Genomic DNA, 18,567 nt, shown 5'->3' on the forward strand with positions numbered 1-18,567 from the left:
TTCTGGCTATTCGCCCGCTACCGCGCGGCGATGAAGGCGCCTGTACCGATCATGGCGCCTCCGGCCACGCGGTTCATCAGTCGCATGCGCGAGGGTACGCGGAACCAGCGTGAGGCGCGGCCCGACAATGCCGCGTAGAAACCCATGGTCAGGATATTGGCCGAAACCACGACCGCGACCACCACGACGCCATCAGCGAAGGTCATGGCATTGAGATCGAGGATCAGCGGCATGATCGAGGCGTGAAACAGGATCGCCTTGGGATTGCCGAGCGCGATCGACGCACCGAGCACAAAGGAACGGGCGAACCTGCTTTCACCCTTGCTGCCCTCTTCTGCACTGGCCGCAGCGGAGCGCCACATCTTGACGCCGAGATAGATCAGATATGCCGCGCCGGCATATTTCAGGATCAGGAAGATCCATTCGAAAGTCTGCACCAGAGTGACAAGCCCGAGCAGCGCCAGCGTAACCAGCACTGCGTCGCCCGCCGCGACGCCGAGACCAGCCATGAAGGCGCGTGCGAAACCGCGTGACACGCCATTGGTGATCACGGCGAACATCGCAGGCCCTGGTGTCATCGCCGCCAGAACAACCGCCGTTGAATAGGCAAGGAAGGCCGTCAGCGTCATGTCCTCACCTTCCCGTTCTTGACCCGAACACGCCGGAACACGGCGACGATTTCTTCGCGGCTGCATTCGATGGCGCCAAGCCGCACCGCACGATCGCGCTCGAATCCGGTAATATCGTAATGCGGCGCCGATGTCTTCGGCGGCCCCTGATAGGAAGAACGCTTCACGGCGAGCCGAGCTGCGAAACCGTGCAATTCATCGACGTCGTCGGCGAGCAGATGGCACCAGCGGTGGCCAGCCCATTTCCAGATCGCCGCATCGACATAGACCGCCATGGAACAGGAAGCAGCGCCGCTATTGCTTGCAGGGCTTCTGCGGCGTGTCGAACAGAGAGAGATTGACCAGTTTGCCGGTCATCGAGAAATCGCCGTAGTCCATGGTGAGATCCCGCGTCAGACCGTTCTCGTGCAACTTGAAGGAGATGCGGTAGGACGGCAGTTCTTCGCCATCCACCTTGTCGGTCTGGTCGAAATAGGCGATGTCGACCGGCCAGTATTTGTCCTTGCTGAACTTGGCGAGCGCCGAAAACTCGGGATCGTCCTTCGCCGCCGGCGCCGGCTTTCCGACCACCACGGTTGTGGTCATCACCTTGTCGGCAGTGTCGGAGCCATCATACAGGCTGGTTTCGTAGAAGGTCTCGCCCTTCTCGGCCTTGCCGATCAGTTCCACCAGATGCTGGGTCGGGAACTGGGTTGATGTCAGCTCCAGCGTTTTCTTGTCCGGCTTGTCCAATTCGACCTTGAGATCCTTGGGCTCCTTGGTTGCAGTGCCCTTCACTTCCTTGTCCATCGACTGGTCGACGAAGGATTTCGTCACGAAGGAAAAGGTCTTGCCCTGAGCGTCCTCGAAGGTCGTCGTCTGCTGGTCTGTAAGGCGCGTGTTGTTGTCGTTTGTCGCGATCTGAGTCACGAACCGGAACTTGACCGTATAGCCCTCGCAAGGCGAGCCGTTGAATTCGTAGACCATGCGCCCCGAAAGGCCGGTGATGCCGGACCGATCGGAAGCTTTGTCCAAGGCGAGGTCATAGACGGCTCGGTGCGGCTGCAGCAGCGGCGCAGCAAATGCAGAAGCGGCGGGCAGAGCGGTAGAGAGCAGAAAAGCACTGGCGATAAGGCGCGTCACGCGCATGGGCAGCTCCGGTGGTCGCGGCTGTCAGTCGAACCGCAAAAGATGATCCACATCACAAAAAGTCGTGGCGGAAGCGTGTCAAACAATGCAGTTTCGACCCAACCGACGCAACACCTTCAAGCAATAGGGAATTACCATGGGCGAAACAATCGAAAAGCGGCTAAGCGAGATCGGCATCACCTTGCCGGTGCCCGCAGTGCCAGTCGCCAATTATGTTCCGTTTGCCCGCAGCGGCAATCTTCTGCTGACCTCCGGTCAGTTGCCATTGAAGGATGGCAAGCTTACCGCTACCGGCCTCCTCGGCCGCGATGTCGACGTTGCCGCTGGTCAGGAAGCCGCGAAATATTGCGCGGTCAACATCCTCGCACAGGCCAAGGCCGCACTCGGCGACCTCGAAAAGATCCGCCGCGTCGTCAAGATCACTGTATTCGTCGCCTCGGCGCCCAACTTCGTTGAACAGCACCTTGTCGCCAACGGCGCTTCCGATCTGCTGGCGACCGCGCTCGGTGAAAAAGGCAAGCATGCTCGCTCCGCAGTCGGCAGTGCGTCGCTGCCGCTTAATGCCCCCGTCGAAATCGAAGCGATCCTGGAAGTCGAATAGGCCGACCCCGTCATGACCGACATTTCCTGGTTGACCGCCCGACCGATCGCGCATCGCGGCTTTCATGATCTCAACGACAAGTGTTGGGAGAACACGCTTTCCGCATTCTCCGCTGCGATCGAGCGTGGCTATGCCATCGAGTGCGACGTGCATCTTTCCGCCGACGGAGTGCCGATCGTCATCCATGATGACGATCTGCGCCGGCTGACCGGCACCGAGGGTTTCGTTTGGCAGCGGACGGCTGCGGAGATGGCGCAACTGCGTGTCGGCGGCACTGACGACCATCCGCCAACGCTGCGTGAATTGCTTGACCTCGTTGACGGGCGCGTTCCGCTCGTCATCGAGATCAAGGGCACGCCTGGACATGACGCCGGGCTGGTCAAGGCAGTCGGGCGTCTGCTCAGGCGCTACGAAGGCCAGGTTGCCATCATGTCGTTCGATCACTGGCTGATCCGTGAATTCGAGACAGAGGCGCCCGGTATTCCCGGCGGCTTGACCGCCTATGGCACAGGAAACCACGAGACCGAGGCGCATTTTTCCATGCTGGCGCACGGCATTGTCTTTACCTCCTATGCCGCCGGCGACCTGCCCAACCGCTTCGTCTCCTTCGTACGGGAAAAGCTCGGCATGCCGGTCATCACCTGGACCATCCGCGACCAACCGGCAATCGACCTCACCTTCAAATATGCCGACCAGATGACATTCGAAGGATTCGAGCCTGATCCCGTACGTGTCGCCTGACACCATCTTGCACGCGCTCCAAAGGACCATAAGTAACAGGCCATGGACCAGGGCGACGATGTGAGGGAACTGGAAGGGGCAGGCTATGCCGTGCGCATAGCCGCCAGCATCGACGCCTTCACCCGTGAGGAATGGGATGGTCTTGCCGGCACGACAAGAGCATCGGAAACTGACTACAACCCGTTCGTTTCATTTGATTTTCTGAGCTCTCTGGAAGAGTCCAACTGTGCCGTTTCGCGTACCGGCTGGCAGGGTCATCATCTCAGGCTCGAAGCGGCCGACGGCAGGCTGCTCGGCGCCGTTCCCTGCTATGTAAAATCACACAGCCAGGGCGAATATGTTTTCGACCACGGTTGGGCTGACGCTTTCGAGCGCGCCGGCGGCCGCTATTATCCCAAGCTGCAATGTTCGGTTCCGTTCACGCCCGCCACAGGCCCTCGCCTGCTCGTCTCGAACGGCGAAGATGCCGGCACCGTGAAAGCGGCGCTGGCTGCGGGACTGAAACTCGTCACCGAGCGGCTCGGCGTATCGTCATCGCACGTCACCTTCGCAGATGAGGATGATATCGCCACGCTCGAAGCTGCCGGTTTCCTGCACCGCACCGATCAGCAGTTTCACTTTTTCAACGAAGCCTATGGCAACTATGATGATTTCCTGGCTACGCTGGCATCCCGCAAGCGCAAGGCGCTGAAGAAGGAGCGTCGCGAAGCGCTTGGTGCCGGCATCACCATCGAGCGGTTGACGGGCAAGGACATCACCGAGCGAGTCTGGGACGATTTCTTCGCCTTCTACATGGATACCGGCAGCCGCAAATGGGGTCGGCCCTATCTTAACCGCCGCTTCTTTTCGCTGATTGGCGAGCGCATGGCCAACGACATCCTGCTCGTCATGGCCAAACGCAACGGCCGCTACATTGCCGGCGCTATCAACTTCATCGGCTCCGATACGCTCTATGGCCGCAATTGGGGCTGCATCGAGGACCATCCCTTCCTGCATTTCGAAGTCTGCTACCATCAGGCCATCGATTTTGCGATCGAGAGGAAATTACGGGTCGTGGAGGCTGGCGCCCAGGGTGACCACAAGCTGGCGCGCGGCTATCGGCCAGTAACGGTGCATTCGGCACACTACATCGCACACCCCGGCCTCAGGCGCGCCGTCGCCGATTATCTCGTACGCGAACGCCGCGAAGTGGCGTCGATGAGTGACTATCTCGCCGAGCACACGCCTTTCCGCAAAGGCGAGACAGCGGTCGATGAACCTTGTCTCAGTGAACCACGGTCCGAGAAAACAGGTTGATCACCACCACGCCAGCCATGATCAGCCCCATGCCGACGAGCGCGGGCATGTCGAGCGCCTGGCGAAACCAGATCCAGCCGATGGCGGTGATCAGCACAATGCCGGCGCCGCACCACAGCGCATAGACGATGCCCACCGGCATGGTGCGCAGCGGCAGCGACAGGAAATAGAAGGCAAGCGCGTAGCCGGCCACCGAGACCAGCGATGGTCCGAGCCTGGTAAATCCTTGCGTTTCCTTGAGCGCCGTGGTCGCAACCACCTCGAACAGGATCGCCACGATGAGATAGAGATAGTTCTGCAACATGCTTTTCCGGGGCCTGATTTCGTGCAACCTGCGCGATGAATACCCTGACCGGCCAGAGAGCACGAGAGGCACATCATGAGCTACGACGATACCAACATCTTCGCCAAGTTGTTGCGCGGGGAGATTCCCTCGCACCGTGTCTATGAAGATGATGCCGTGATCGCTTTCATGGATGTCATGCCGCAAGGCAAGGGCCACATCCTGGTCGTTCCGCGTGCGCCATCGCGCAACCTGCTCGATGCCGACCCAGCGACATTCGCGCCGCTTTTTGCCGTCGTCCAGAAGGTCGCGCAAGCCGTGAAGAAAGCCTTCGCTGCCGACGGCGTCACCATCATGCAATTCAATGAGCCGGCCTCGGGTCAGACCGTATACCACCTGCATGTGCACGTCATTCCGCGCTTCGACGGCGTGCCGCTTAAGCCGCACAGTGGCGAGATGGAAAAGCCTGACGTGCTCGCCGCGAATGCCGACAAGATCAAGGCAGCGCTGGCCAGCTGAACCGGCCCGAATCAAAGCCTCAGATAGAGCCCCGCCACCAGCAGAAGTTCAGCCACAACGATGCCAGCGACCATGCGCTTGCCCGACACCAGATAGGCAGCGAATCCCAAGGCTGCTGCAGCGATACGCAAGACAAGCGAGGTGTGCGCGAGCGCGCCACCGGGAAAGACGATCAGATTGCCGATGACGGCCGCGACAAGGGCCGTCGCCATGGTGCGGACCAGCACCAGAAGGTCGGAGTCTTCGGAAAGCTTGCCGCCGAGATAGACACCGAGGAAGCGCCAGACATCGGTGGCGGCGAAACCGGCTGCAAGAATGAACAGATAGGGCCACCACCAAGTGCCGCTGGAAAAATAGCTCATGCCGCGTGCACCCGGCGGCGCCACAGGTGCCACCCATAGGCTGCCGTGCCGCCGACCAGTCCGGCCGCCAAGAGATCGAATTGCGGCAGCAACACGTGAAAGAGCGGCCCGAGACCAACGCCGAAAGCCATCGCCATGTGCCCTGCCCGCTCGCGGGCAGAACCCCATAGCGAGGTCAGGAAATACATCGGCGTCAGCATCAGCAACGCCGCCGAAATGGCGAAAGGCAGCGCATCCGCCACCGCGTAGAAGGTGACGACGACAATGATGTTCGCCGTCACCAGCATGCCACCGAGGCCGGCATAAAAGATCGTACGCTTATCGCGTGGAATGTGCTTCAGGCGTTCCATGGCCAGCACCCAGGAGGTCACGGCCACGAAATGCGAGAGCAGATAGAGTACCCACGGCCGGGTTCTGTCGGCGCGCATCTCGGGCACGAGCGCCATCACCATCGGCATCAGGCGGATGGCCGACAGCGTCACAGCAAACATTGCGGCTGGCAACGCCACTCCCGATACGATGGCGCCCACGAGCACGACCATCGATGGCAGTGCCCAGACAATGCCCGTCATGAAGGCAGCCTGCGCCACCGTGACTCCGGCATCTTTCGCCAATGCGGCGAAGCCGACGAAAGAGCTGACAAGGATCAACCCAGGAAGGGAAAAAGCAGCGCGAACGCCGCGCAGGAACCAGATCGAACGGGGCAGCGTCGTGTCGGAGATCGAGGTCGACATGCCTCGGCCATAGCATGGGCTGCCCTGTGATGCGACCACGGCGAAAGGTGCATGCCGCCTTTCCGTTGATCCAGGAAATCCTGTAAGCACGCGCGTAGCGTCAATATTTTTGCATTCGGCAAAGCAGGCCGGCGGACCGATAGCCGACCCGTGGGCTCTTCGCGTTTGCTACGCTTTTGCCGCGAGCTTCTCGAACGCATTTGGCCGGCGTGAGTTCCGGTCCAGCCGCTCACGGATCACTTGGGCGCATTCCCCGGGCGTAAGCGCCGATGTGTCGACTTCCAGGTCGTAGATTCCCGGCTCGTGCACTTCCTGCTGCCATCGCCGTACCGGAAGCGGAAAAGGATCGTCGACGGTGCCGCTGAGATACCGGCCTTCCCGACCCGGCTCAGAAAGACCGCGACGTCTCATGATTTCCTCCAACGGGCATCTGACGCCGACGAACAGAACCGGCAGTCCTTCGAGGCGCCGTGCGCAATCGGGGAGGATATTCAACGATTTGGAGTAAGAGGCGTGATGTCCGATGTCGGCCACAACGTTCAAGCCCAGCCGGCTGTGCGCGGCGATTGTTTCGTACAGCGCCGCATAGAATGTCGGAACCATCGTCTCCAGATCCGGACGTTCGCCGCCGGGTCTGAGACCGATGCCAGGGCGATAGCGCAGCGGCGTGACAGGCTCATAGACATCGACGCCAAGATTCATCCAGGCGCCATCGAAAATTTCCTGAACCGCCCGCACGATGCTCGACTTTCCCGATCGTGGGGCGCCGTTCAAGATAACGATCCGACCCAAACCCATGGTCTTTCGCCTCCGCTACAAATGAAAAAGCCCCTTCGCCGGGGCTTTTTTGTCGGCGGTTCACCAGCGACAGCCGTCAGTTCTTGCGCGGCAGTTGCGGCACCAGGCTGCGCTTGCCGCCGTCCTTGCCCTTAGGCACCTGCTTGGAAGCGACAGCCTTCTTGACGGTGGCCTTCTTGGCCGCCGCCTTGCGTGGCTTCGGCGCGTTCTCTTCCGGTTCCTTTTTCGGCTTCACCGGTGTCTCGTCGGCCAGCGTTTCCAGCTTGAGCCCAGCCTCGCCGGTCTCCTTCTTCTCGACGCTGACGCGCACCGTACCACCGTGTTTCAACTTGCCGAACAACACCTCGTCTGCCAGCGGCTTCTTGATGTGTTCCTGGATGATACGGCCAAGCGGGCGCGCGCCCATGCGCTCGTCATAGCCCTTGTCGGCCAGCCAGGCGATCGCTTCCGGCGACAGATCGAAAGTGACCCCACGCTCTGAAAGCTGCGCCTCCAGCTGCATGACGAACTTCTGCACCACCTGATGCACCACAGGTACGGGCAGCGAGCCGAACGGGATGATGGCATCGAGACGGTTACGGAATTCCGGTGTGAACAGCCGGTTGATCGCCTCGACGTCGTCGCCTTCACGTTTGGTCGAGCCGAAGCCGATCGCCGCGCGCTGCGCATCCGCCGCGCCTGCGTTCGTTGTCATGATCAGGATCACGTTGCGGAAGTCGATCTGCTTGCCGTTGTGGTCGGTCAGCTTGCCGTGGTCCATCACCTGCAACAGGATGTTGAACAGGTCCGGGTGCGCCTTTTCCACTTCATCGAGCAGCAGCACGCAGTGCGGATGCTGGTCGACGCCGTCGGTGAGCAGGCCGCCCTGATCGAAGCCGACATAACCCGGAGGCGCGCCGATCAACCGCGAGACCGTATGGCGCTCCATATATTCCGACATGTCGAAGCGCAGCAGTTCGACGCCGAGCGAGGCGGCGAGCTGCTTGGCCACTTCGGTCTTGCCGACGCCGGTCGGACCCGAGAACAGGTAGGAGCCGATCGGCTTCTCCGGTTCGCGCAGGCCGGCACGCGCCAGCTTGATCGCTGAAGTGAGCGCGGTGATCGCCGTATCCTGACCATAGACGACACGCTTCAATTCGACATCGAGTCCGGCAAGCACCTTCTCATCGTCGGCGGAAACCGTCTTCGGCGGGATACGTGCCATGGTGGCGATGGTCGCCTCGATCTCCTTGATTCCGATCGTCTTCTTGCGCTTGCCTTCGGGCAGCAACATCTGTGAGGCGCCGGTTTCGTCGATCACGTCGATCGCCTTGTCCGGCAGCTTGCGGTCGTTGATGTAGCGAGCCGAAAGCTCGACCGAAGCCTTGATCGCATCGGTCGTGTACTTGACCTTGTGGAATTCCTCGAAATAGGGCTTCAGACCCTTCATGATCTCGATGGCATCCTCGACCGTCGGCTCGTTGACGTCGATCTTCTGGAACCGGCGAACGAGCGCGCGATCCTTCTCGAAGAACTGGCGGAATTCCTTGTAAGTCGTTGAGCCGATGCAACGAATCGCTCCGGACGACAGCGCAGGCTTGAGCAGGTTCGAAGCATCCATGGCACCACCCGAGGTGGCGCCGGCACCGATCACCGTATGGATCTCGTCGATGAACAGGATGGCGCCCGGATAGTCCTCAAGCTCCTTGACGACCTGCTTCAGACGCTCCTCGAAATCGCCGCGATAGCGCGTTCCGGCCAGCAGCGTGCCCATGTCGAGTGCGAAGATAGTGGCATCCGACAGCACTTCCGGCACGTCACCTTCGACGATGCGCTTGGCGAGGCCTTCGGCGATCGCCGTCTTGCCGACGCCAGGGTCACCGACGTAGAGCGGATTGTTCTTGGAACGGCGGCACAGCACCTGGATGGTGCGGTTGATTTCAGACGCACGGCCGATCAGCGGATCGATGCGGCCTGCCTTGGCTTTGTTGTTGAGGTTGACACAGTAGGCAGTCAGCGCGTCCTGCTGCTTCTTCTTGCCACCCTCTTCCTGCTGCTCGGCACCATTAGTGCCGCTCTGCTCGTCCTCGGCGCCACGCGGCGACCGGCTTTCCGATGAGCCAGGGCGCTTGGCGATACCGTGCGAGATGTAGTTGACCGCATCGTAACGGGTCATCTGCTGTTCCTGCAGGAAATAGGCAGCGTGGCTCTCGCGTTCCGCGAAGATGGCCACGAGCACATTGGCGCCGGAGACTTCCTCACGGCCCGATGATTGCACATGGATCACGGCACGCTGGATGACGCGTTGAAAACCCGCCGTCGGCTTGGAATCCTCATCGTAACCGGTGACGAGATTGTCGAGCTCGGTATCGATATAAGTCAGAACGGTCTGCTTCAACTCGTCCAGATCGACATTGCAGGCGCGCATCACCGCTGCCGCCTCATTGTCGTCGATCAGGGCCAGCAGAAGATGTTCGAGCGTCGCATATTCGTGGTGACGTTCGTTGGCGAAGGTCAGCGCCTGATGAAGCGCCTTTTCCAGGCCCTGGGAGAAAGCCGGCATGTTACCTCACTTCTTCTCCATCACGCATTGCAGCGGATGTTGGTTCTGTCGGGCGAAATCCATGACCTGAGACACTTTGGTCTCGGCCACTTCGTAGGTGTAGACCCCGCACTCGCCCACACCGTGATTGTGGACATGAAGCATGATGCGTGTGGCGGCTTCGCGGTCCTTCTGGAAAAAACGCTCCAGCACGTGAACCACGAATTCCATCGGGGTGTAGTCGTCATTGAGGATCAGAACCCGGTAGAGGCTCGGTTTCTTTGTCTTGGTTTTCGTGCGCGTGATGACGGCCGTTCCGCGACCGGTGCCATTACCGTCGCCGCCGTTCTGCATTCGCGCCACGTCTGTCGTGGCAGTCTTACCGGTGGTCACGTATTCCTGCCTTCTGGATCGAATCCCCATCAGAACCCGACATGTAGGGTATCGATGCAGGATTTTAAGCCCTTCTGGTTAGCTGACAATATGGCTAGGTCCTCATTCAGTGCCGTTTTTCGCAAACGTGAAGGTGTCACACCGGCGGATACGAAAAAACCCGGCTGCGCAAGCGCAACCGGGCTCGTTGGGCGGGTCGGAAACCCGCAAACTGGCAGAAAATGAAGCTTACTTCGCCTTGGCAGTCAGCGATTCGAACGGCTTGTAGGCGTCCTTGGCGAGATCGGCATACAGTTCACTGATCTTGGTAGCCTCGGCCACGAAAGCCTCGTACGCCTGCTTGGCGTAGTCGCTCTGGAGTTCAACCGCGTTTTCCAGAGACTTGGCCGACAAAAGCTTTTCGAAATAGGCTGCGCCGTTCTCGAAGCTCTTCTTGGTGTATTCGGTCGCCTCGCTGGCGATCGTCTGCACACCCTTGGAAAGCGAAGCAAAGCTCTTCAAGCCGGTGTCGGCGAATTCCTTGCCGTATTTGCTGAAATCCTCGTAGGTCTGGCTCATCTGGCATTCCTTTTCGTACGGATCGGCTGATTTGTGCGATGCATAAGATGTATGTTGCGATGCACAAAAAGTCAATTCCCGCGCGAATGCCCCTTCAGTCCCTAAGATTCGAATAAAGCTAGCCTCAACTGCAGCCAAAATGGTGAACGAGGCGGTTACCATAAACGGATTGGTAACGAGCGTTAAAGTAGGTTGGCCAAATGCGGGGCCGGACCTTTGCCGACTCCCCGGGGTGCAAGCAAAATTCAAAGGAAGCAGCAGTGCGTCAGGCGTTAACAGGCATCGTGTCCAAGTCGGTTTCTTCTCTCCTCAAAACTTCCATGGTCGCTTCGCTCGCGCTGACATTCGCGGTGACCGACGTCGTGTCCGCGATGGCGGCGCCCTCCTCGGCAATCGTCGTCGATGCCAAGACAGGCAAGACGCTTTACGCGAAGGACGCCAATGCGCGTCGCTATCCGGCGTCATTGACCAAGATGATGACGTTGTACCTGACCTTCGAGGCGCTCGCGCAGGGTCGCATCGCCAAGAACACCCCAGTCGTCTTCTCGGCCAAGGCCGCAGCCGAACCGCCGACGAAGCTCGGCGTGCGCAAGGGCGGCGCCGTCACGGTCGAAACCGCGATCCTCTCGATGGTGACCAAATCCGCCAATGATTCCTCGACTGCGCTCGCCGAAATGCTTGGTGGCTCAGAAGCGAATTTTGCTCGGATGATGACATCCAAGGCGCGTGCTTTGGGCATGAAAAGCACGGTGTTCCGCAATGCCAACGGCTTGCCGGACCCGGGCCAGTTCACCACCGCACATGACATGGCGGTGCTCGGCATGGCGCTGCGCGAGCATTACCCGCAATATTATGGTTACTTCTCCACGCGCTCATTTGCGTATGGCAAGCGTCAGATCAACGGCCACAACCGTCTGCTCGGCCGCATCAAGGGTGTCGACGGCATCAAGACCGGTTACACCCGTGCGTCCGGCTTCAACCTGGTTTCCTCGGTCGCTGACGGCAACCGTAAGCTCGTCGCCGTGGTGATGGGCGGTTCTTCAGGCGGTTCCCGCGACAAGCAGATGGCTTCGCTGATTCAGACCTATATGCCGCAGACCTCGACTCGCGGCTCCGGCCCGCTCGTCGCGCGGGCCTCGGGCGACACGGCCGTGGCGGCGATCGCCAACGTCTTCCTGCCCAAGAAGAATGCGCCGACTCCCGACGAGAAACCGGAGATCCTCGTTGCTTCCGCCGACGAGACTGCTGCCGTTGAAGTTGCGGCCGAGGACGCGGTGGTTGAGCCGGCCAAGCCGTCTCGCAAGACCAAGAAAGTAATCGCGGCGGCAGCTCCCGTGACGGCATCGGCTGCTGAAATGGCAATCCCGGCCGAGCTTCCGGTCGTCCAGGCCTACGCACCCGTCGAAGAAACTCCGATCGACCGCATGATGACGGCGTCGACCTCCACGAATTCCGCCGCTTCGGGCGGCTGGGCTGTTCAGATCGCCTCGGCACCGCGTGAAGCTGATGCCAAGGCTCAGCTGGACAAGGTCGCCAAACAGGCCGGCCGTGTACTGGCCAAGGCTTCCGGCTTTACCGTCGCCTTCGACAAGGACGGCACCACCTATTATCGCGCCCGCTTCGGTTTCGAGACCAAGGAAGCGGCGTGGAAGGCCTGCAACGCGCTGAAGCGGAAGAGCATCTCCTGCTACGCCGTGCAGCAGTGAACGGATTTCTCCCGGAAACGTATCTTATCGAAGGAGGTCAATGGTGATTGGAGAGCAGGACGTCCTTGGCTTCGTTGATCCGCGCCGCCAGGAACGACGCGTTTCCGACATCGGGGTGCAAGCGTTGCATCAAGCGGCGGTGCGCCTTGCGGACATCCGTCGCGGCGGCGCCCGTTTCAAGACCAAGGATCTTGTAGGCCTCCTCCTTAGTCATGGCGCCAGGACCTGGCGCAACACCCAGCCTCTCGCCACGATACGTCTGCGTGTCGAGGCGCCAGGTGGGAAAACGGCCGTCAAGATACGTCTCTAGCAACTGCCGGCTGTCGGGATCGACCGCCAGTTCCTGGTAGAGTAGCCCGAGATCCGTCAGGCTCATCGCCCCGAGCATCTTTCCCTCGCTGAGACCTGCCAACACCAGCCCTTCGAGCCGGCCGGTGTCATGATCGAGCTCCATTTCCAGGGCAGCCGTACGCACCAGGGAATGGCGCGTGATCAGTGTGCCCACCGGGCGTTCCCTGCGAAACAGCATGTAGAGCGAGCCGGCGGCGGCAAGCGCGAGCAGGCCAAATCCGGCGCGTCCAGCGGCCAGGATCGCGATACCGGCAGTTCCGAGACCTACCGGCAAGGCCAGGCGCGCATTACTGGCCAACGCCTTGGGATCGGCACGCAGAAAAAGCGCTGCCGCTCCAGCGAGGCCGAGCGCGATTGCAGCAACGATGATCACAATACCCATGGCCGATCATCCCGGTTTGACAAAGTCTACCGCGATCCTCTCGGGACACCAATACGCCGGCAAGTCACCGGCCCGAGGCGATCTTCCATCTTCAACAAGTTCAGAGTAGGCCGAGTTCCGCGAGTTCTTGTCGCAGCTTGGAGGGCATTTCAGCCCAACCCACCCTGCCCTTGCCGAGATCGACCGGCGCATCGGAAGGTTTCAGGTAACGCCACCCCTGGAACGCGCGTCGCGGCTGCCATTCGGTGCGGACCACGACCGGATCGAGGACCAGATGACAGCGTCCGATGCCCTCGTTGTCGGTGAAGGGCCTGATCTCGGTGATCAGTTGTCGGCACTGCACGCTGCCCTTGATCACCCAGTAAAGTGAGCCGCCATCGACGATTTCGGGGCCCCTCGTCGGCACCATGCGCGTGGTGTGATACTGCTCAACCGGCTCGCCGGCCCGGCGTTTGTCATCGAGCCGATCCGCGATCCATTCCTCGAGATCCTCGACGCTGTCACAGCCGACGCACAGTTTGATGAGATTGAGAGCCATGGCTGGAAGGTAGTACGCCAGCAGCGCGGGTCAACGGCCTCCGTGACTTCTCCACAATGCCAGAGGAGCCTGCTCAACACTCCACTACATTGACGGCGAGACCGCCAAGGCTGGTCTCCTTGTATTTCTCGCTCATGTCGAGCCCGGTCTGACGCATTGTCTCGATGGCTGCGTCCAATGGCACGAAATGTTTGCCGTCGCCCTTGATGGCGAGCGAGGCCGCCGTCACCGCCTTCACGGCGCCGAGCGCGTTGCGTTCGATGCAAGGCACCTGGACGAGCCCCGCTATGGGATCGCAGGTCATGCCGAGATGGTGCTCCAGCGCGATCTCCGCGGCATTTTCCACCTGCTCCGGCGTGCCGCCCATGACGGCGCAGAGCCCGGCCGCCGCCATTGCCGAGGCCGACCCCACCTCACCCTGGCAGCCGACTTCGGCCCCGGAAATGGATGCATTCGACTTGATGATGCCACCGACAGCGGCCGCGGTAAGCAGGAAGTCCCGGATCGACGCCTGATCGGCCTCGGGATGGAAGTGGAGCCAGTAGCGAAGCACCGCCGGAAGCGTGCCGGCTGCACCGTTGGTCGGCGCGGTGACAACGCGACCGCCGGCGGCGTTTTCCTCGTTCACAGCCATGGCGTAGATCGACAGCCAGTCATTGGCGAGCAATGGGTTCGGCCGGTTCTGCTGCCATTGCTCCTGCAGCTTGTCGTGCAGCTGGCGCGCCCGCCTGCGTACCTTTAGCCCACCCGGCATGATGCCTTCCTGGGTCAGGCCGCGTTCGATACAGCCGCGCATGGCATCCCACACTGCGTCGAGCCCGTCATCGAGCTTCTCGCGCGACATGTGTGTTTCTTCGTTGATCCGCTTCATCTCGGCGATCGAAAGGCCGCTTTTCTCGGCCATTTTCAGCATCTCCACGGCATTCTTGAACGGATACGGCACTTTTTTGCCTTCCGTCGTGACCGTGCCTTTCGCCTTCATGCGCTGCAGTTCTTCGTCCGAAACGACGAAGCCGCCACCGATCGAATAGTAGATACGCTTCAGGAGCAGGCGATCAGCCGCATCGTAAGCGTAAAAAGCCATGCCGTTGGCATGACCGGTCAGTGGGGTCTTCTTGTCGAGCACGAGATCCTTGGCCGGATCGAAGCGATAGGACGATCGCCCAGGCGGCGAAATGCGCTTCTGCGCCGTCACCGCCGCCACGATGCCTTCCGCCTTGTCCGGATCGACAGTCTGCGGAATTTCACCAGCCAGGCCCAGAATGACAGCACGGTCAGTGCCATGTCCGATGCCGGTATAGGCGAGAGATCCGTGCAGGCTGGCGGCGATCCGTTCCACCTGTACGCCGACGGGGCGTGGCCAATCGTTACCCTCGAGCTCCTCCAGGAAACGCGCTGCCGCCGTCATCGGCCCCATCGTATGCGAACTCGATGGCCCGATGCCGATCTTGAACAGGTCGAAAACCGAAAGAAACACGCTTCCAAGCTCCTCAGGCGCTCCCGGATGGGTAGCGCAATCCAGTCGATCATTTCGCCATTCGTCATCGGATGCTAGACGCCGCCCCGACGTCCGTTTCGCTGCAAGCGACATCGGCTTACGACCGTCGGCGGGATAAGGCATTCCGTAGCGTTCTATGTATTAAATAGTGTCCATGAGCGATTCTTTTCTATTTTCGCTGAACGACCTGCTGGCGGTGGCTTTTTTCCTCGGCGTCTGGGTCTTTTTTGCGCTGGCCGCAGACGGCAAGCTTTTCCACCGCATTTCCCTGACCACCGCTATGAACGCACAGCGCGAAGCCTGGATGCGCACCATGGCCAAGCGCGAGCTGCGCATGATCGACACGTCGATCATGATCGGCCTGCAGCAAGGCACCGCCTTCTTCGCGTCCAGTTCGATCTTCGCCATCGGTGGCTGCTTCGCGCTGCTTGGCGCATCGAACCATGTGCTGGCGGTGGTTTCGATATTGCCTTTTGTCGGCACGCCGCCACAGGGAGTATTCGAAGCCAAGATCCTCGGCCTGATCGTGCTGCTGGCCTACGCCTTTTTTAAATTCGGCTGGTCGTACCGGCTATTCAACTACTGCTCCATCCTGATCGGCGCTGTGCCGACGACACAGGAAGGAATCGTAGCCCCTCACGAAACGGAGGCGGCAATCACCCGTGCCGCGAAAATGAACATACTGGCCGGCAAACACTTCAATGCCGGCCTGCGCGGCATCTTTTTCTCGCTCGCCTATCTGGGCTGGTTCATGAATGCCGGCATATTCGCCGTCACGACGCTGATCCTGCTCGCCGTGCTGGTACGGCGCCAGTTTTTCTCCAACGCACGCGCCGCGGTACTGGTCGAGGCCGATCGGCCCTAGGGCGTTTCCACTATCCACGGAAACGCTCTAATTCTTTGTTTTGCAAAATTCCGGACGGAAAACCGTTACGCACTTTTTCTGGAATTGCTCTAGGCGGGACCGGGGTAAAGCCGATCGATCTTGCCCGTCATCCAATAAACGAACAGGCCGATCCATTCCTTGATGGCCATGGTCGTCGTCTGCAATGAATCGACCGGATTGTCCGTGAAAAGACCGATGCCTTCCCGGCCGGACGTGCGATAGTCGACAGGCCAGGGCACGGTTTGGAAACCGGCCTTGTCGAACAGGGCCTTGGAACGCGGCATGTGGAATGCCGATGTCACCAGAAGCCATATTTCGCCCGGTTTTGGCGTCACCAGCTTGCGCGTGAAGACGGCATTCTCATAGGTGTTGCGGGATTCGCTCTCCAGCACCAACCGCTCCGGCGCAACGCCAAGCGCCGTCAGCAATCGCTGTGCGGTGACGGCATCGCCTTCCCCCTCGAGGATCAACTCCCCGGCGCCGCCCGAAACCACCACTCTGGCTTCGGGATAGCGTCTGGCCAGGATCGCGGTCTCGACAAAACGGTCACCGGCCGTGCTGAGCTCGTAGCCACCACGCGCCAGATTGATCGCGCCTTCCATGCCGCCGCCAAGCACGACGATGCCGTCGATCTGCTGAGGTGCAGCCGGACGCTGGTAGCGCTCCTCCAGCGGCGTCATGATCATCGCGCCGAACGACGTCCACACCGAGAGAACCAGGAGAAGGGCCGCGAAAAAAGCACCGGCCTTGAGCAGCCTGCGGCGGCCGAAGAAACCAGCGAGCAGACCGGCGAGCAACAGGAAGATCGCCAGGTTGAGTGGTTGAACGAAGAACCAGAAGACTTTGGAAAGAAAGAAGAACATCTGACAGCCCCAGTCATGCCCGAAGGTTGAATCCCAATCCTCCTTCGAGACGCCGAAGATTCGTCCTCGGCCCGCGACAGTGGTCCATCGGGATTCCGGCAAAACTGCGGAACGCGGACTGTTCCCGTCTCGGAATCAAGCCGAGGAATGGAAACGCAGTTGGCTTACCACCACTGATTGGCCTCGAAGCGACCGGCCGCCTTCTCGATGACATGCGCGGTCTGGAACAGCGTCTCTTCGTCGAAAGGTCGGCCGATGAGCTGCAGTCCGAGTGGCAGGCCGTGCGAATCGAGGCCGGCCGGCACGGAAATGCCGGGCAGGCCAGCCATGTTCACAGTTACCGTGAAAACGTCGTTGAGATACATCTTGACCGGGTCGGCAGCCATATCCTGGTCCGCGACGCCGAAAGCGGCCGACGGCGTGGCCGGCGTCAGGATCACGTCGACACCCGCGGCGAACACGTCCTCGAAGTCCTTCTTGATGAGCGTGCGCACCTTCTGTGCCTGCAGATAGTAGGCGTCGTAGTAGCCGGCCGAAAGCACATAGGTGCCGATCATGATGCGGCGTTTGACCTCGCGGCCGAAACCGGCGGCACGGGTCTTCTCATACATGTCGACGATGTCCTTGCCGGGCACGCGCAGACCATAGCGCACGCCATCATAGCGGGCGAGGTTCGATGAGGCTTCGGCTGGCGCCACGATATAGTAGGCTGGCAGCGCGTATTTGGTGTGCGGCAGCGAGATATCGACGATTTCGGCACCCGCGTCCTTCAGCCAGGCGATACCCTGCTGCCAGAGCGCCTCGATCTCCTCCGGCATGCCGTCAACGCGGTATTCCCGCGGAATGCCCACCTTCATGCCCTTGATCGGACGGCCAAGCACGGCCTCATAGTCCGGCACCGGGCGATCGACGGAGGTGGTGTCCTTGGCGTCGACCGATGCCATGGATTTCAACAGGATGGCAGCATCACGGACGTCGCGTGCGATCGGCCCGGCCTGATCGAGCGATGATGCAAAGGCTACGACGCCCCAACGCGACACTCGACCATAGGTCGGCTTGATACCGACCGTGCCGGTAAAGGCGGCCGGCTGACGGATCGAGCCCCCGGTATCGGTAGCGGTGGCGCCAGCACACAGAAAGGCGGAAACCGCCGCCGCCGAACCACCGGAAGAACCGCCAGGGACCAGTTGCATGTTGTCGTAGGTACGGTTTTCGTCGACGCCGCCCGGCTTCACGAAGCCGGCGCTGCCGTCATGGAAAGTCGGTTTGACAGTGGTCTGCACGCGCGAGCGGCGCCAGGGATTGACCACCGGACCGTAGTAAGAGGTCTCGTTGGAAGAGCCCATGGCGAACTCGTCCATGTTGAGTTTGCCGAGCATGACGGCGCCATCGGCCCACAGATTGCTTGTCACGGTGGATTCATAGCGCGGCTTGAAACCGTCAAGCACGTGGCTGCAAGCCTGCGTGTGTAAGCCTTCGGTGGCGAACAGATCCTTGATGCCGAGTGGAATGCCTTCCAGCTCACCACCCTCGCCCTTGGCGAGCCTGGAATCGGAAGCCTTGGCCATATCGCGCGCCTTGTCGTGCGTCACCGCCACATAGGCGTTGAGCAGCGGATTGGCCTGATCGATCGCCGCAAGATAGGCGTCGGTGATCTCCGCTGCGGAAATCTCCCTGGCCCGCAGCTTCGCGCGCGCTTCGGCAATGGTCAGTCTGGTCAGGTCGCTCATCAGGCAAGCTTCTTTTCGTAAAATCGCGGACGGCCGGAAACGGGATCTTG

Annotated in this window: 21 protein-coding genes; 6 read left to right on the forward strand and 15 right to left on the reverse strand. The window is 60.7% G+C overall.

The genetic code is table 11. The features are described 5' to 3' along the window. Positions 1–17: 17 nt before the first annotated feature. The 3 genes from AO692_RS15210 to AO692_RS15220 are packed head-to-tail and all read right to left on the reverse strand — an operon-like array spanning position 18 to position 1,757. Positions 18–629 (reverse strand): LysE family translocator, encoded by a 612-nt coding sequence (locus tag AO692_RS15210; protein ID WP_054310895.1) that lies wholly within the window; start codon positions 627–629, stop codon positions 18–20. Next, positions 626–904 (reverse strand): DUF4031 domain-containing protein, encoded by a 279-nt coding sequence (locus AO692_RS15215; RefSeq protein WP_054310896.1) that lies wholly within the window; start codon positions 902–904, stop codon positions 626–628. The genes AO692_RS15210 and AO692_RS15215 overlap by 4 nt, the downstream gene beginning before the upstream one ends. Positions 905–923: 19 nt before the next feature. Continuing rightward, complete coding sequence (locus AO692_RS15220) at positions 924–1,757, reverse strand: cell envelope integrity EipB family protein (protein ID WP_054310897.1); 834 nt, start codon at positions 1,755–1,757, stop codon at positions 924–926. 136 nt (positions 1,758–1,893) lie between these two features. On the opposite strand from AO692_RS15220, the gene AO692_RS15225 reads away from it, so the two are divergent. From AO692_RS15225 to AO692_RS15235, 3 genes are read left to right on the forward strand one after another with little or no spacing between them, the layout of a single operon-like run. Further along, positions 1,894–2,358: a RidA family protein gene (locus AO692_RS15225; RefSeq protein ID WP_054310898.1), complete on the forward strand. Its 465-nt coding sequence runs from the start codon at positions 1,894–1,896 to the stop codon at positions 2,356–2,358. 12 nt (positions 2,359–2,370) lie between these two features. Next, the gene (locus AO692_RS15230; protein WP_054310899.1) at positions 2,371–3,099 is read left to right on the forward strand and encodes a glycerophosphodiester phosphodiesterase; all 729 of its coding nucleotides are present in this window, start codon (positions 2,371–2,373) and stop codon (positions 3,097–3,099) included. 42 nt (positions 3,100–3,141) lie between these two features. Further along, positions 3,142–4,395: a GNAT family N-acetyltransferase gene (locus AO692_RS15235; RefSeq protein ID WP_054310900.1), complete on the forward strand. Its 1,254-nt coding sequence runs from the start codon at positions 3,142–3,144 to the stop codon at positions 4,393–4,395. Here the strand turns inward: AO692_RS15235 and AO692_RS15240 are convergent. Further along, positions 4,364–4,699 (reverse strand): multidrug efflux SMR transporter, encoded by a 336-nt coding sequence (locus AO692_RS15240; protein ID WP_054310901.1) that lies wholly within the window; start codon positions 4,697–4,699, stop codon positions 4,364–4,366. The two genes, AO692_RS15235 and AO692_RS15240, sit on opposite strands and share 32 nt — an antisense overlap. 75 nt (positions 4,700–4,774) lie before the next feature. On the opposite strand from AO692_RS15240, the gene AO692_RS15245 reads away from it, so the two are divergent. Continuing rightward, entirely contained in the window at positions 4,775–5,197 is a 423-nt protein-coding gene (locus AO692_RS15245) for an HIT family protein (RefSeq protein ID WP_054310902.1), read from the forward strand. Between the two features lie 11 nt (positions 5,198–5,208). Here the strand turns inward: AO692_RS15245 and AO692_RS15250 are convergent, their stop codons facing one another. The 6 genes from AO692_RS15250 to AO692_RS15275 all read right to left on the reverse strand — a co-directional run bounded on the left by AO692_RS15250 (position 5,209) and on the right by AO692_RS15275 (position 10,563). Then, the gene (locus AO692_RS15250; RefSeq protein WP_054311214.1) at positions 5,209–5,559 is read right to left on the reverse strand and encodes an AzlD domain-containing protein; all 351 of its coding nucleotides are present in this window, start codon (positions 5,557–5,559) and stop codon (positions 5,209–5,211) included. Continuing rightward, a complete protein-coding gene (locus AO692_RS15255) occupies positions 5,556–6,293 on the reverse strand; it encodes an AzlC family ABC transporter permease (RefSeq protein WP_054310903.1) in 738 nt (245 codons plus the stop codon). Before AO692_RS15255 ends, AO692_RS15250 begins: the two co-directional genes overlap by 4 nt. Before the next feature lie 168 nt (positions 6,294–6,461). Further along, positions 6,462–7,091 carry a chloramphenicol phosphotransferase gene (locus AO692_RS15260; protein ID WP_054310904.1) on the reverse strand — a complete coding sequence of 210 codons (630 nt, stop codon included), beginning with the start codon at positions 7,089–7,091 and terminating at the stop codon, positions 6,462–6,464. Between the two features lie 76 nt (positions 7,092–7,167). Continuing rightward, complete coding sequence (clpA, locus tag AO692_RS15265) at positions 7,168–9,633, reverse strand: ATP-dependent Clp protease ATP-binding subunit ClpA (protein ID WP_054310905.1); 2,466 nt, start codon at positions 9,631–9,633, stop codon at positions 7,168–7,170. A 6-nt stretch (positions 9,634–9,639) separates the two neighbouring features. Beyond that, positions 9,640–9,966 carry an ATP-dependent Clp protease adapter ClpS gene (clpS, locus tag AO692_RS15270; protein ID WP_054310906.1) on the reverse strand — a complete coding sequence of 109 codons (327 nt, stop codon included), beginning with the start codon at positions 9,964–9,966 and terminating at the stop codon, positions 9,640–9,642. A gap of 267 nt (positions 9,967–10,233) precedes the next feature. Continuing rightward, positions 10,234–10,563: a phasin family protein gene (locus AO692_RS15275; RefSeq protein WP_054310907.1), complete on the reverse strand. Its 330-nt coding sequence runs from the start codon at positions 10,561–10,563 to the stop codon at positions 10,234–10,236. Positions 10,564–10,823: 260 nt separating this feature from the next. Here AO692_RS15275 and AO692_RS15280 point away from each other — a divergent pair, with 260 nt between their 5' ends. Next, positions 10,824–12,269: a D-alanyl-D-alanine carboxypeptidase gene (locus tag AO692_RS15280; protein ID WP_054310908.1), complete on the forward strand. Its 1,446-nt coding sequence runs from the start codon at positions 10,824–10,826 to the stop codon at positions 12,267–12,269. 37 nt (positions 12,270–12,306) lie between these two features. Here the strand turns inward: AO692_RS15280 and AO692_RS15285 are convergent, their stop codons facing one another. The 3 genes from AO692_RS15285 to AO692_RS15295 all read right to left on the reverse strand — a co-directional run bounded on the left by AO692_RS15285 (position 12,307) and on the right by AO692_RS15295 (position 15,017). After that, a complete protein-coding gene (locus tag AO692_RS15285; protein ID WP_054310909.1) occupies positions 12,307–13,002 on the reverse strand; it encodes a DnaJ domain-containing protein in 696 nt (231 codons plus the stop codon). A gap of 100 nt (positions 13,003–13,102) precedes the next feature. After that, positions 13,103–13,540, reverse strand: a complete 438-nt coding sequence (locus AO692_RS15290) for a DUF1489 family protein (RefSeq protein WP_054310910.1) — start codon at positions 13,538–13,540, stop codon at positions 13,103–13,105. A gap of 73 nt (positions 13,541–13,613) precedes the next feature. Continuing rightward, a complete protein-coding gene (locus AO692_RS15295) occupies positions 13,614–15,017 on the reverse strand; it encodes an L-serine ammonia-lyase (protein ID WP_054310911.1) in 1,404 nt (467 codons plus the stop codon). 175 nt (positions 15,018–15,192) lie between these two features. On the opposite strand from AO692_RS15295, the gene AO692_RS15300 reads away from it, so the two are divergent. Continuing rightward, positions 15,193–15,903: a DUF599 family protein gene (locus AO692_RS15300; RefSeq protein ID WP_054310912.1), complete on the forward strand. Its 711-nt coding sequence runs from the start codon at positions 15,193–15,195 to the stop codon at positions 15,901–15,903. A gap of 89 nt (positions 15,904–15,992) precedes the next feature. Here the strand turns inward: AO692_RS15300 and AO692_RS15305 are convergent, their stop codons facing one another. Then, on the reverse strand, positions 15,993–16,787 hold the full coding sequence (locus AO692_RS15305; RefSeq protein WP_054310913.1) for a YdcF family protein: 795 nt from the start codon (positions 16,785–16,787) through the stop codon (positions 15,993–15,995). A 164-nt stretch (positions 16,788–16,951) separates the two neighbouring features. Continuing rightward, on the reverse strand, positions 16,952–18,517 hold the full coding sequence (locus AO692_RS15310) for an amidase family protein (RefSeq protein ID WP_054310914.1): 1,566 nt from the start codon (positions 18,515–18,517) through the stop codon (positions 16,952–16,954). Between the last annotated feature and the right edge of the window lie 50 nt (positions 18,518–18,567).

Source organism: Mesorhizobium sp. 1M-11 (genome assembly GCF_001303895.1).
Lineage (GTDB): Bacteria > Pseudomonadota > Alphaproteobacteria > Rhizobiales > Rhizobiaceae > Mesorhizobium.